Annotated in this window: 12 protein-coding genes and 1 other RNA gene; 6 read left to right on the top strand and 7 right to left on the bottom strand. The window is 58.7% G+C overall.

The window, feature by feature from the left end; genetic code table 11:
• Positions 1–5: 5 nt before the first annotated feature.
• From mraZ to J5276_RS03565, 7 genes are all read right to left on the bottom strand, one after another.
• Positions 6–446, bottom strand: coding sequence for a division/cell wall cluster transcriptional repressor MraZ (gene mraZ, locus J5276_RS03595; RefSeq protein WP_003513235.1), 441 nt, complete (start codon positions 444–446; stop codon positions 6–8).
• Between the two features lie 399 nt (positions 447–845).
• Positions 846–1,251, bottom strand: an RNA gene (gene rnpB / locus J5276_RS03590) — RNase P RNA component class A.
• A gap of 56 nt (positions 1,252–1,307) precedes the next feature.
• Positions 1,308–2,498 (bottom strand): FAD-dependent oxidoreductase, encoded by a 1,191-nt coding sequence (locus J5276_RS03585; RefSeq protein ID WP_111783562.1) that lies wholly within the window; start codon positions 2,496–2,498, stop codon positions 1,308–1,310.
• Between the two features lie 66 nt (positions 2,499–2,564).
• Positions 2,565–3,752 carry an FAD-binding oxidoreductase gene (locus tag J5276_RS03580; protein ID WP_111788410.1) on the bottom strand — a complete coding sequence of 396 codons (1,188 nt, stop codon included), beginning with the start codon at positions 3,750–3,752 and terminating at the stop codon, positions 2,565–2,567.
• 186 nt (positions 3,753–3,938) lie between these two features.
• Entirely contained in the window at positions 3,939–4,478 is a 540-nt protein-coding gene (locus J5276_RS03575) for a lytic transglycosylase domain-containing protein (RefSeq protein WP_003513258.1), read from the bottom strand.
• A gap of 247 nt (positions 4,479–4,725) precedes the next feature.
• Positions 4,726–5,505 (bottom strand): N-acetylmuramoyl-L-alanine amidase, encoded by a 780-nt coding sequence (locus J5276_RS03570; protein ID WP_038491639.1) that lies wholly within the window; start codon positions 5,503–5,505, stop codon positions 4,726–4,728.
• Positions 5,502–6,242 (bottom strand): DnaJ family molecular chaperone, encoded by a 741-nt coding sequence (locus J5276_RS03565; RefSeq protein ID WP_013636520.1) that lies wholly within the window; start codon positions 6,240–6,242, stop codon positions 5,502–5,504. Before J5276_RS03565 ends, J5276_RS03570 begins: the two co-directional genes overlap by 4 nt.
• Positions 6,243–6,560: 318 nt before the next feature.
• Between J5276_RS03565 and J5276_RS03560 the strand changes: the two genes are divergently transcribed.
• From J5276_RS03560 to J5276_RS03535, 6 genes are all read left to right on the top strand, one after another.
• On the top strand, positions 6,561–7,772 hold the full coding sequence (locus tag J5276_RS03560) for a pyrophosphate--fructose-6-phosphate 1-phosphotransferase (RefSeq protein ID WP_003513264.1): 1,212 nt from the start codon (positions 6,561–6,563) through the stop codon (positions 7,770–7,772).
• Between the two features lie 51 nt (positions 7,773–7,823).
• The gene (locus J5276_RS03555) at positions 7,824–8,459 is read left to right on the top strand and encodes a LysE family translocator (RefSeq protein ID WP_025594056.1); all 636 of its coding nucleotides are present in this window, start codon (positions 7,824–7,826) and stop codon (positions 8,457–8,459) included.
• A gap of 125 nt (positions 8,460–8,584) precedes the next feature.
• Positions 8,585–9,652 carry a lytic transglycosylase domain-containing protein gene (locus J5276_RS03550; protein ID WP_112154032.1) on the top strand — a complete coding sequence of 356 codons (1,068 nt, stop codon included), beginning with the start codon at positions 8,585–8,587 and terminating at the stop codon, positions 9,650–9,652.
• A gap of 293 nt (positions 9,653–9,945) precedes the next feature.
• Positions 9,946–11,196 (top strand): DUF3419 family protein, encoded by a 1,251-nt coding sequence (locus tag J5276_RS03545; protein WP_065702344.1) that lies wholly within the window; start codon positions 9,946–9,948, stop codon positions 11,194–11,196.
• Positions 11,193–11,909 (top strand): class I SAM-dependent methyltransferase, encoded by a 717-nt coding sequence (locus tag J5276_RS03540; protein WP_025594060.1) that lies wholly within the window; start codon positions 11,193–11,195, stop codon positions 11,907–11,909. Before J5276_RS03545 ends, J5276_RS03540 begins: the two co-directional genes overlap by 4 nt.
• A 245-nt stretch (positions 11,910–12,154) precedes the next feature.
• Entirely contained in the window at positions 12,155–12,934 is a 780-nt protein-coding gene (locus tag J5276_RS03535) for a GH25 family lysozyme (protein ID WP_013636525.1), read from the top strand.
• Positions 12,935–12,984: the final 50 nt, after the last annotated feature.

Below are 12,984 nucleotides of genomic sequence, written 5' to 3'. Positions count from 1 at the left end.
CCGTCCTATGCGGGGCGTGCAGCCGAAAAACCGCGCCCCGCTCTTGCTGCCGCCTGCGCCGCCAAAAACGCCTGCGGTTGCCAAAGCTGAAAATGATCCGCTCGTCCAACGAAGGTGACATCCGTGGATATGCCGGTAAATTCCCGGACGAAATCCGTCACCATCAACCGACCTTCCTGATCGAGCTTCATGAAAACGCCGCCGCCGTGTACCAGCAGCGACATTGCGTTTGCCTCCGGCGAGAAGGCATCCATGGACGCGATCTGCCGCTCGTAGCGCTCCAGCAAATCCGGACCGCCGACACTGATTGCCGGAAACGCGAAATCCTGAAGACAATAAAGCTCCTGAATCCCACGCTGTGCCAGCACCGAACGAAACGGAGACGGAACCGAAACGCGCCCCTTGGCGTCGATCCTGTTCGTTACGTTCGATAAAAAGCGGTCCATTACTCAACTCGCCAAAACCGCATTCCGCAAAGCGAATCATCCGCCCCACAGACAACACCGGTACGCACGACACATCGCCAAGCGTCAGGGCGACATGCCCTGCAGCAGCCCGTTGCAGGCTCCTCACTCGTTTCAGCGATTGCGGGTCAAAAACACGACCCAGTGTGGTGTGCATTTGGGATACCATGGGACACTATGGGCGTCAATGGGAGAAGCCGGCACGATACCGACTCCGCATCGGAAATTCATAAGCCGTTAAGTTTAACGAATGGTTTACTTCACACCCCATGATGCTTTTTCACGGCACACGAAGGCTCGGTAAGACCACCTTTTTTCTGTTTTAAAACAATGAAATAGATATTTCCTGCCGCGGCGCTCGCCTGCGGAATGGAAAAGAAATTCGCCAGTTGGCCTGTAAGCCGGGTTCTGTATGGCTCCGGTTTGACCCGGAACGTGGCAGCCATTCATCTGGGACGGCATTTGCATGCCGCCTCTCGCAACCCACCCGGATGACGTGCCCGGAAACCGGCTGTAGACGAAGGCTTTCGCCCGCGCCCCGTGTCATCCCTATTCGGTCTTGCTCCCGGTGGGGTTTACCTTGCCACCACTGTCACCAGCGGCGCGGTGGGCTCTTACCCCACCCTTTCACCCTTACCATGCCAGGCATGGCGGTTTGCTCTCTGTGGCACTTTCCCTGGGGTCGCCCCCGCCGGACGTTATCCGGCACCGTATTTCCGTGGAGCCCGGACTTTCCTCACCTTACCGTCTTTCGACATTGGTAAAGCGCGGCTGCCCAGCCAACTGGCATGGCGTCAATACCCATGTTCTTTGGCGAAAGCCACCGAAAAGCGTAACGGAAGATCAAAGAAATGCAGGCTTGAAATCCGTTGCATAGGCGTCGTTGCCAATTTTTCCATCCCGCAGCAACAGGGCGCCTAACCGCCCGATCTCGTCGGAACTCTTGGCCGCCGTACCGTTGCCGCCAGTCAGAACCGCAATGCGCGGTGACGTCGTAAAGCCGATGGCCGGATAACCGCCCGGCGTTTTGGACACCACGCAGGCGGCCATGGAAATGCGCGACCGGTCGATGGATGGCACCAAGGTCCCGACGATGGCGGAGAGATGGTCGCGAACGCTTTCGCGCCCGCCGGAACGGAACCATGCGCGGATTTCGGGATCGCTATCGAGCTTCTTATCATCGGGATCGCCGCCGATTTTCAGATAGAACCTGCCATCGGGATAACGGACGGGCGGCAGGAGATAGATATGTTTCGTCGTGTCGCGCGGCTCGTAAATCAGCGACGGCATGCCCGCATATTGTCCCAGCTCCGCCTCGTCTACCTCGAAGAAGGCGACGGTGCGCGCATAGACATTGAGAGCGACGGGCTGCGGCAACAAATCCTTCGTGATCGAGAAGCCACCCGCAGCGACCAGCACCCGGTCTGCCGTATAAACCGCGCCCGAGGCCGTCTCGACGCGTGCACGGCCAGCCTCTTCCCGCGTCGAGACAACTATATCGTCGATGAGCGTAACGCCGGCTTTGTCTGCCAGAACGCTCTGCGCCTTCACCAGCGCGCGCGGATTGACGTAACCGGCATTGTCCTTTTCGAACACGCCCTCGCAGCCCGGCTCGAAGGAGAAATAGGGAAAGGCGCTTTTCAGACCTGCGTCGTCAAGCATTTCCGTGGAAACCCGCAGACGCGCCGCTGCCTCACAGACGTTGTCGACAAAGGGATTGTCGCCACCGCGTTCAGGCCCAACCATCAGACAGCCGACGGGAGCGTAAAATTCCACGCCGCTCCTTGCCGCGATGTCGGTGTAGCGCGCGATCGAGCGGTTGGCGAGTAGCGCCCAGTCCGCATCGCCATCAATGGTGCGGGTAATGCGCGCCTCATCATAATGGCTGGCGAAAACACCCGGATGTGACTTGATGTCGGCAGGTTCACCGGGGCCGATCAGGGCCACACCTTCGGTGGTTTCCGCCAGATGGCGGGCGGCGGCAGCACCCATCATGCCACGACCGACAACGATATATTTGAAATGTCCCGACATGCCGCCGTCTTCGCCTCAACCCGCTCTAGTACAGCTGCGATTTTGTAGCCGCTTCGCTGCTGAATGTCAGATAAAAACCGGCGACATTTCGGCGGCAAAATCACTCTCGGTCAGCTGGCCATGCAGAAGCAGCACCGCGCCTAGCCGCCCGATTTCGTCGGAAGACTTGGCGGAAACGAAATTGCCACCGGTCAGAACCGCGATATTGGAAGATTGCGTATAGCCGATATATGGATAACCGCTACGAGTAATGGATGCGACGCAGGAACCAGAGGTCACGGGGCAGCCCGCAAGTTCCGGCATGAGCGATAGCGCCCGTTTCGTCAGGAATTCCACTTCGCCCGGCGTGCCGTCGGAATGAAACCAGCCGACTGCTTCGGCCAGCGTTTCCAGCCTGCCCTTTTCGCTCTCACCGCCGATCTTCAGATAGACCTTGCCGTCGGGGTAACGCACAGGGGGCAGAATATAGACGATATCGTCCTCGGTCTCCGCCAGCACGATGGTCGAGGGCATGGAGCCGAAGAGGGCCTGCCTTGCTTCGTCCAGTTCGAAAAACACGATGGTGCGGCCCGTTGCCGCCATATCGACCGGGGAAGGCAGAAGATCAGCCATGTTGGTGAAACCGCCAGCCGCCACTATGACCTTTTCGGCCGTGTGTACGGCCCCTTCCCTGGTGGAAACTTCCACACCTTGGGAGGTATCGCGAACATGCGCCGCCGTCTCGCGGATCAGTCGCGCGCCCTGCGCAGCAGCAATCTTGCATTGCGCCCTCACAAGCGCACGCGGATTGACGTGGCCGGCATTGTGCGCCTCGAAGTAACCGTCGTGATCCGACGGCAGGGAAAACATCGGGAACCGGCCAGCCAGCGCATCGCTGCCAATCGTTTCCACGCCTAGACCGAGACGGTCGGTCGAGACCAAGGCTCGCGAAACGTAGTCTCCGGCAAGCCCCTTACCGTTTCCCGTAAACAGGCAGCCCGCTTCGGTGAAGAAACGGATGCCGCTTTTTGCTTCGATCTCGGCATAGCGCCGGATGGAGCGTTGCGCCAGCTCCGCCCATACGGGATCGCCATCGAAACCACGGGTGATGCGCGCCTCGTCATAGTGACTTGAAAACACACCGTTATGGGTCTTGCGATCGGCGGGTTCATCCGGCCCGATCAGCGCCACGCCATCCGTTTGCGCCGAAAGGTGTCTCGCTGCCGCCGCACCCATCATTCCGGCACCGACCACGATATATTTGAAATCCGGCATGTCATGCTCCGCATCAGGTTTGCTCCTGACTACAGCATGAACGCATAAACCGGAATCGATTTTCGTGACGTCCGAAACATGCCGCGCAAGAGCGTGCAGCGGTTTTGCAATAACGAGATGCGTTAAAACAAGGACCTAAAGCTTATGGCCAATCTGAAACATCACGACACGCTTGAGCAAAAGACCTCAGCTGGCCAGAAGCGCCTGGACCTTGCCGCAATAACGCTTGGACACCGGGTTCATGCGGGTGGCGCCGTGGCCGGCATTGTAACGCAGGATCGTGCTGCAAACCTCACCGCCGCCAAGCTGGTGTGCGGTTGCCAGATATTGCATGCCCCAGCGAATATTGGTCTCGGGGTCGAAGAGGGCTTTGGTCGTGCCGCGAAAGCCCATCATGCGCGCCGTTGCCGGCTTGATCTGCATCAGCCCGACCTCGCCTGCGCTGCCGCGAGCCCTAGGGTTGAACTTGCTTTCTACAGAAACGACGGCATGGGCCAGATTGGTGGGGACGCCGTAACGCTTGGCATATTTGACGATCAGATCGGAATAGTCGTTCTTGAGCGACGAAGGCAGGCTCTTTTCGGGAACGGGATAACCGGGCGTACGGAAGAAGGTCCCCAGCGTCACGGTTTTGGTCTTGACGTCCTCGTCTTTGGCAAAAGCAATCCCCGCCTGCGAAACGAGCATAGCAACGCCCGCTGCGACAGCAACAAAAACTCTGTTCATCTGTTGAAATAGTCTCCAGATCGGATAACCGGAACAATGAAACGATAAAAACGTCCAGCGCGCGGAAAGTCGATTACGACCTTCTACCGTCCAGTCTCCTTGATTGATATTGACGGCAAGCTCCCCTGAAGAACAGCACCGCGTCCACTGCGGCTCTTAGACTTCCTCAATGCGGATTAACTGTGGCACAACAAAAAAATCGACTTGCGCGACCGGGAAACGGGGAAGGCTTTTCCAGAAACGGCGTTCAAACGGCCGAAAATTTCGGAAGGCTGGCAATCAGCCGATGCAGCGTGTCGATCGTGGAAAAATCCGCGATACCATCCACCAGCGCCGGGCGGAAATGCCGCTGAAAGGCGGCCACGGCACCTTCTGTTTTTTCGCAATATGCGCCTGTTATTTCAACGCCATATCCGTAAATGGATAGCATGGACTGGAGCGCTTCCACCGGCTGGCCGTGATCGCCGCGCTGAAAAAAACGTCCGCCGCGGATCGGCGCAGGCTCCACCCAATGACCGACACCGTGCCGCGACAGGATGTCCCATGGGAATTTTTCACCCGGATCAACCTTGCGGATCGGCGCCACATCGGAATGCGCAAGCACCCTTTCAGGGGCGATAGACCACCGCTGGCCGCAATCGCGACACAATTCGATGACGGCAGCTACCTGTTTTTCCGGAAATTCCGGCAGGCCGCCCGGGTGGCCTTGATTGGCGATTTCAATCCCGATGGAGCGGGAATTGATGTCCGCCTCCCCCGCCCAGCTGCTTTTGCCCGCATGCCAGGCGCGGCGTGTTTCCGCAACAAGCTGCATGACACGCCCGTCTTCAAAAACGAAATAGTGGCTGGAGACCTGGCTTTCGGGATTGCAGAGCCACGAAAGGGCGCCATCGGCGGTCGTCATGCCGGTATAGTGCAGGAGGATGATATCCGGGCCTGCCACGCCCTGTCTTTCGCCATGGTTGGGAGAAGGCGCAATGGTTGCGCCCCCGAAATCCGGGTTGAAATCCGGCAGAAATTCACTCATGCGACGCGGCGTTCTTTCTCGATGGCCTCATAGGCGGCATTGAGAGCCGCCATACGCTCATTCGCGGCAGCGTGCAATTCCATCGGCACACCGCGCGCGATGAGCTTGTCCGGGTGGTGCTCGGCAACCAGTGAACGGTAACGCTTGCGGATATCCAGAAAGTCGTCCGAGGGCGAAACGCCAAGCACACGATAGGGATCGCGCCCATCCATATGGACGTGCCGTGCCATGATCGTTTCGAAATGATCTTCGGTAATATGGAAGATTTCCGCGATACGGCCGAGGAACGCCAGTTCCCGCTCGTGGATCAAGCCGTCTGCCTTGGCGATGTGGAACAGGCCATCGATGACGCTTTCCAGCATCTCGCAATTGTCATGGCCGGAGCCGCAAAGACCGGCAAGACGCTCGGCATAGGCCTCGTATCCCGCAACGTCCTGGCGTGCGAGATTATAAAGGCGGGCAACGTTTCTGGCCTCTTCTTCAGGAAAATCGAAAATCTGCCGGAAGGCGCGCACTTCGGCATCGTTCACGACACCATCGGCCTTTGCCATCTTTGCCGACAGCGCGATAATGGCCACGGAAAAAGAAACCTTGCGGCGGGTCTCCGGATCTCCCTCGAAAAGGGTGCGGATCGCCTCTACCACGCGACCGAGCGTGCTGCCTGCCGCGTCACCGATCGCGCCGAGCAGCCGTTCCCACAGGGATGAAATATGCAAACAGGCGAAATCGAACATCATGACGCCAAGCATGACGGCATATCGCCGTGAATGCAATATGCGCGGCGCCGCTGCGGCATTAACTTTTATTCATTTTTGCGACAGTTTTTCTTCAGGAGCAAGGGGGCGGCAAACGGGAGAGCAACGGTTTTCCACAGACGGCGAAGCCTGGTGCAAGGTTGGAGGCGATTGAAACGATTATATTCGGCTTCTTTGCCCAAGCTGCTGAAAAACCGCGAGAAATCGGCATTTTTCGTGATAAATTCACTTTACACCTACACGTGGCTGTCGCATCCATTTGCCAGACATATCTTTCTATCCAAGCAAAGGAGAGCCACGATGGCCAAACAGAAAGTCGCAATGCTGACCGCGGGTGGCCTTGCTCCCTGTCTCTCTTCAGCCGTTGGCGGCCTGATCGAGCGTTATAGCGACGTCGCGCCTGATATTGACATTGTGGCCTATCGTTCCGGCTATCAGGGCGTGCTTCTGGGCGACCGGATCGAGATCAACAAGGACATGCGCGAAAAGGCGCATCTGCTGCACCGTTATGGCGGATCGCCGATCGGCAACAGCCGCGTAAAGCTCACCAACGCTGCCGATTGCGCCAAGCGCGGGCTGGTGAAAGAGGGTGAAAATCCGCTGCGCGTTGCCGCCGAACGGCTGGCTGCCGACGGCATCACCATTCTCCACACCATCGGCGGCGACGACACCAACACGACGGCCGCCGACCTTGCCGCCTATCTCGGCGCCAACGGTTACGATCTGACCGTCGTCGGGCTGCCGAAGACCGTGGATAACGACGTGGTTCCGATCAGGCAGTCGCTCGGCGCATGGACCGCGGCCGAAGTGGGCGCTTCCTTCTTCGACAATGTCAGCAACGAGCAGAGTGCTGCGCCGAAGACCTTTGTCATCCACGAAGTCATGGGCCGCCATTGCGGCTGGCTGACGGCTGCGACCGCCCGCGCCTACATCCAGAAGACCAACGGCAATGAATATGTCGAAGGACTGATGATGAACACGCAGATGAAGAACATAGACGGCATCTACCTGCCGGAAATGGCGTTCGACATCGAAGCGGAAGCCGAACGGCTGAAGGCGATCATGGACAAACACGGCTACGTCACGTTGTTCGTTTCCGAAGGTGCGGGGCTCGATTCCATCGTTGCCGAACGCGAAGCCGCCGGTGAGGCCGTCAAGCGCGATGCCTTCGGCCATGTGAAGATCGACACCATCAATGTCGGCGGCTGGTTCCAGAAGCAATTCGCCGGCCTCATCGGCGCCGAACGCTCCATGGTCCAGAAATCCGGTTACTTCGCCCGCTCCGCTCCCGCCAATGGCGACGATCTGCGCCTCATCCAGGGCATGGTCGATCTTGCCGTCGAAAGCGCGCTGAACAAGGTCTCGGGCGTCACCGGCCACGACGAAGACCAAAAGGGTAAATTGCGGACCATCGAGTTTCCGCGTATCAAGGGCGGAAAGCATTTCGACCTGTCTGCAAAATGGTTTACCGAAGTGATGGAACACGTCGGTCAACCGTTCACAGCGGCCTAATTTTACGATAGGCTGGATAAAGCGGCGACAGGGAGGGCAAGGAGGAAGAGAATGTCTGGACAGGCGTGGCTGGTTTTTTGTGCAGCATGTGCCGTTGTGTTCGCACTTCCCTCTCCCCTTGTATTCTCTGTCGCCTCCTATGCCGCTATCCGCGGCAGAAAAACGGTGTTTGCCTCTGTCACTGGCGGCGCGCTTGGCATCGTCACAGCTATGACGATATCTGCGATTCCAGCGGCTGGCCTTGCCTATCTGCCGCATGCCTTTGTGGAAATCGTTCAGTGGACGGGTATCGGCTGGCTGATTCTTTTCCTGTTATGGACCTTTGCCACCCCCGCCGCCCAGGCAGCCAATGCAGACAATGACAATCTGCCCGGCAAATCATCCAGCGGCATTTTCCGTGATTGCTACGCCATTGCAGCGTTGCGTCCGCGCTATTTCATGTTCTTCCTGGCACTGTTGCCGCAATTCGTTTCCACCTCCGGCAATGCGGTCGAAACGCTGGCCGTAGCGCAGGCCGCAATCCTGTTGCTGGCACTTGGCATTCTGGCAGCGCAGGCACTCTTTGCCGGCTCCACGCTGGCACTGGTGCGCCGCATGTCCGGCAACAAAAAAATCCGGCCGAAATACCGCACTCACTTCATTTCTGGCCGTGCCGTCAGCGCCGGATACCGCCGCATCGCCGCCTGAAAAACCGCGACGCCACGTCCCGGCTTGCCGCTATCCTTACAATAGGTTAATGAAGGCTCGATGGGACACTGCCTGCTTCGCTCGACGCGGGGGTATCGACAGACAGGCATAACGAAGGCGGCAACATGCGAAATTCGGCAAAATTCCGCGGAAGAAGTGCAATTCTTCTGTCTTCCACGGTGGGCCTTGCCCTGGCTTTGGCCGGATGCACCAGCGTCGAATATGCCGCAAAGGAAGGGCCGAACGGCCCGAAAATAGCTGCCGTCAACCAAACCGCACCGGCACAAGCCTCCGCACAGTCGGAAACGGCTGGTACCCCGGCTGATACCGCCGCACCGGCAGCACATGCCACTGACGTGGCAGCCTCTTCCCAGCCCGAATCGCTTCCAACCGTCGCCGCCGTCAAGGGTGGCCGCGTGGCGCTGCCGCCGGCAGCGGAAATTGCAGCGGCAGTGGCGAGCCCAATCCAGATGCAGCCGCAGCAACAACAGACAGAGGTCGCGCAGGCAACGGTAACGACAGCCGCGCCGACGACGGCTGCGGCTCTTGCACCGCACGCCGCAACGCCGGCAGCCGCAGCGATCGAAACCGCAAGTGCCGCCGGGAAACCGGCTGCCGCCGACCTGCCGCAGGTGGTTGCCGTCAAGGGCAGCTTCCCGCCCGCACCGCCGCCGCCCGGAACGCCGTCGATCGGTACCGAACTGACCGCGGAACGCAAAGTCATTCCACTGCCGAAGCCGGACAGCACGGTTCTGGCCTATGCGGCCGGTCCGACCAACGCCGCCCTTGCCGCTATCCGGCAGAACGAAACGATGACGGCGCCGTACAAATCCGCACCGGCCGGACGTGAAAAGCTGAGCGGGCTTATTTCGAAATACGCTGTCATGTATAATGTGCCGGAAGATCTGGTGCATCGCGTGGTGCAGCGTGAAAGCAGATACAATCCCGGCGCCTATAATGGCGGCCACTTCGGCCTGATGCAGATCAAGCACGCCACGGCCCGCTCCATGGGCTTTGATGGTCCCGCCTCTGGCCTGTTCGATGCCGAAACCAACCTCAAATATGCCGTCAAATATCTGAGCGGCGCCTGGCTTGTTGCTGACAACAACCGGGACAATGCTGTCAGGCTTTATGCACGCGGTTATTATTACGACGCCAAGCGCAAGGGCATGCTGCACGTTCTGCGCAAGTAAGCCTTTGAGCAGCACCGGGACTGCAATGCAGGAAAGCAGCTTTTCTTAAAAACGTCGAGCACGTCACTTTCGTCTCCTCTGGCTTGTCCCTGGGATCTGCAAGCTTTTGATTTTACGATATGTGGTTGGATCCTCTGTACAAGCCCGAGGATGACGTCGCATCCAAATCTAAGCTTGAGACCTGAGTTGGTTTCACACCGCCTTTTCGATTCGTTACGTCGGCCCACAACCCCTGTCATCAAACTGTAGCGTCGTGACTGTAGACGCCTCTCAATCTATTGAGAGGTGAACATATGACGAGTGCGGCACCCAAGACCGGCTTCAGCAAGAATACGAAACTGAAGTCCGCATTGCTCCAGCACAAGGCGCTCTCGAAAAGCGGTTTTTCCGAACGGTTCTTCGGGGTTCTCTTTTCCGGTCTGGTTTATCCGCAAATCTGGGAAGACCCGGAAATCGATATGGAAGCGATGGAGCTTGCTGAAGGCCACCGCATCGTCACCATCGGCTCGGGTGGCTGCAACATGCTGGCCTACCTCTCCCGCAACCCTGCCAGCATCGATGTGGTGGATCTCAACCCGCATCACATCGCTCTCAACAAGCTGAAGCTTGCCGCCTTCCGCCATCTCCCGGCCCATCAGGATGTGGTTCGCCAGTTCGGCCGCGCCAATACGCGCAGCAATAGTCACGGCTACGACCGATTCATCGCCGACCATCTCGACGACACGACCAAGGCCTACTGGTCGAAGCGCACCCTGTCCGGCCGTCGCCGCATCTCGGTATTCGACAGGAACATATACCGCACCGGTCTGCTCGGCCGTTTCATCGGCGCCGGCCACCTTATGGCGCGCCTGCACGGCGTCAAGCTGACCGAAATGGCCAATAGCCGCACGCTGGATGAACAGCGTCGATTCTTCGACAGCAAGGTCGCACCGCTGTTCGACAAGCCGGTGGTGCGCTGGCTGACGAAGCGAAAAAGTTCGCTGTTCGGCCTTGGCATTCCACCCCGCCAATATGACGAGCTGGCAAGCCTTTCCAACGACGGCACGGTCGCCTCCGTCCTCAAGGAGCGGCTGGAAAAGCTTGCCTGCAACTTTCCGCTCAGCGACAATTATTTCGCCTGGCAGGCCTTCGCGCGCCGTTATCCCGAGCCGCATGAGGGTGCCCTACCCGCTTATCTCAAGCGGGAATATTACGAGACGATCCGCGACAACACCGCCCGCGTTGCCGTGCACCACGCCACCTATACCGAGCTGCTTTCCAAAAAGCCGGCAAACGGCGTCGATCGCTACATTCTGCTCGATGCGCAGGACTGGATGACGGATGTGCAGCTCAACGAATTGTGGTCGCAGATCAGCCGCACCGCCGCTCCCGGCGCCCGCGTCATCTTCCGCACCGCCGCCGAAAAGAGCGTGATTGAAGGCCGTCTCTCGGCCGATATACGCAACCAGTGGATCTATCTAGAGGAACGCTCCAATGAGCTCAACGCCATGGACCGTTCGGCCATCTATGGCGGCTTCCATATCTATCAGAGGGCTCTGGCATGAAAACCATCGGCGAGAACGTCGGCCTTGCGGATGAGGCGCATGCGAGCCTGATGGACCGCATGTATCGCCACCAGCGGCATATCTACGATATTACCCGCAAATATTACCTTCTGGGCCGCGACAGGACCATTTCCGGCCTCGATGTGCCCAAGGGTGGCACGCTGCTTGAAGTCGGCTGCGGTACCGGCCGCAACCTGCTGCTGGCCAGCCGCAAGTTTCCGGAAGCAAGACTGTTCGGTCTCGATATCTCCGCCGAAATGCTGCTGACCGCATCCGAGAATTTTACCGGAAAGACGGAACGCCCCGTTCTGCGCGTGGCCGACGCCACCGCTTTCCGCGCCGCAGAATTCGGTCAGCCGGACGGTTTCGACCGAGTCATGATCCCCTATGCGCTTTCGATGATACCGGACTGGGAAAAGGCCATCGAACAGGCGCTGACAGCTCTCAAGCCCGGCGGCTCGCTGCACATCGTCGATTTCGGCCAGCAGGAACAGTTGCCCAAGTGGTTCCGCGCACTTTTGCAGGCATGGCTCACCCGCTTCCACGTCACGCCCCGCGCCAATCTCCGTTACGTTCTGGCCAACATGGCAGGCCGTTTTGACGGTAATCTCGAATTCGAGGAGATTGCCCGGGGTTACGCCTGGCGGGCCATCATCACGCTTCCGGTCGCCGAAGTGCAGACAAAAGTCAGCCGTATTCTGGCAGACGCCTGATCCTCAAGGGTTAAGGCGCCTCGCCTCTGCAAATGCGGGCAAGATGCTGCCAGCCAGCGGTCCTACAAGTATACGCCACTGGGACTGAAAGACCGCAAATCTCTTGGAATCCAGCGACTTGCGAGCCGAAAAAACGCCACTGCCCCTTGCCATAACGGCTTGTTTACCATGTTATGGGTAAATCGGGAGATGCGGCGCGCCATTTTGCGGCCGTGGATGGGCAACAATAATTCATCAGGGTTCCAATGCGGCTGCGTCTATCGGCACTTTTGTCGGCTATGTTGTTGATCGGCGGCTGTACGTCCACGAGCTATGACTTGCTTGAAACGGCTTCTGTTTCCAAGCCGAAATTCTCCGATACCGACCCGCAGGATTTTGGCACGAACAACCCGCATCGCCACGAGGTGCATGGTATCGATGTGTCCAAATGGAATGGCGACGTCGACTGGCGGACCGTTCGCAAATCCGGCGTTTCCTTCGTCTTCATCAAGGCCACCGAAGGCTCAGACCGCATCGATCCGAAATTCGGCGACCATTGGCGCAGTGCGGCGGCGGCAGATATCCTGCACGCGCCATACCATTTCTACTACTTCTGCTCGACAGCGGACGCTCAGGCCGACTGGTTCATCAGCAACGTGCCAAAGGAAGCCGTCACCCTGCCGCCGGTTCTCGATGTGGAATGGAACCCCTCCTCCCCCACCTGCAAGACGCGCCCGGCTCCTGGCATCGTCCGTGCCGAGATGCAGCGTTTCCTCGACCGCCTCGAGGCCCACTACGGCAAGCGCCCGATCATCTACACATCGGTCGACTTCCACCGCGACAACCTCGTTGGCCAGTTCAAGAATTACCATTTCTGGGTGCGCTCCGTCGCCGCGCATCCCGCCAAGATTTACGAAGACCGGCAGTGGGCCTTCTGGCAATATACGGCCACCGGCGTCGTGCCCGGCGTCAACGGCCCAACCGACATCAATGTCTTCGCCGGAAGTGAGAAAAACTGGCGGAAATGGATCGCTTCGGCCAAATAATACGGCCAAGAAGCAACACATTCGAAAAATCGGCGTTCTTCTGCACCGGC

The organism is Agrobacterium sp. S7/73, from assembly GCF_019355535.1.
Taxonomy (GTDB): Bacteria; Pseudomonadota; Alphaproteobacteria; order Rhizobiales; family Rhizobiaceae; genus Agrobacterium; species Agrobacterium tumefaciens.
Note: the sequence above shows the minus strand (reverse complement) of the source record. Positions and strands in the feature narration are given on the sequence as shown.

What these genes read in the sequence shown, in the direction of transcription:
- mraZ (WP_003513235.1), bottom strand. Translation starts at nt 446, where the DNA reads ATGGACCGCTTTTTATCGAACGTAACGAACAGGATCGACGCCAAGGGG.
- J5276_RS03585 (WP_111783562.1), bottom strand. Translation starts at nt 2,498, where the DNA reads ATGTCGGGACATTTCAAATATATCGTTGTCGGTCGTGGCATGATGGGT.
- J5276_RS03580 (WP_111788410.1), bottom strand. Translation starts at nt 3,752, where the DNA reads ATGCCGGATTTCAAATATATCGTGGTCGGTGCCGGAATGATGGGTGCG.
- J5276_RS03575 (WP_003513258.1), bottom strand. Translation starts at nt 4,478, where the DNA reads ATGAACAGAGTTTTTGTTGCTGTCGCAGCGGGCGTTGCTATGCTCGTT.
- J5276_RS03570 (WP_038491639.1), bottom strand. Translation starts at nt 5,505, where the DNA reads ATGAGTGAATTTCTGCCGGATTTCAACCCGGATTTCGGGGGCGCAACC.
- J5276_RS03565 (WP_013636520.1), bottom strand. Translation starts at nt 6,242, where the DNA reads ATGATGTTCGATTTCGCCTGTTTGCATATTTCATCCCTGTGGGAACGG.
- J5276_RS03560 (WP_003513264.1), top strand. Translation starts at nt 6,561, where the DNA reads ATGGCCAAACAGAAAGTCGCAATGCTGACCGCGGGTGGCCTTGCTCCC.
- J5276_RS03555 (WP_025594056.1), top strand. Translation starts at nt 7,824, where the DNA reads ATGTCTGGACAGGCGTGGCTGGTTTTTTGTGCAGCATGTGCCGTTGTG.
- J5276_RS03550 (WP_112154032.1), top strand. Translation starts at nt 8,585, where the DNA reads ATGCGAAATTCGGCAAAATTCCGCGGAAGAAGTGCAATTCTTCTGTCT.
- J5276_RS03545 (WP_065702344.1), top strand. Translation starts at nt 9,946, where the DNA reads ATGACGAGTGCGGCACCCAAGACCGGCTTCAGCAAGAATACGAAACTG.
- J5276_RS03540 (WP_025594060.1), top strand. Translation starts at nt 11,193, where the DNA reads ATGAAAACCATCGGCGAGAACGTCGGCCTTGCGGATGAGGCGCATGCG.
- J5276_RS03535 (WP_013636525.1), top strand. Translation starts at nt 12,155, where the DNA reads ATGCGGCTGCGTCTATCGGCACTTTTGTCGGCTATGTTGTTGATCGGC.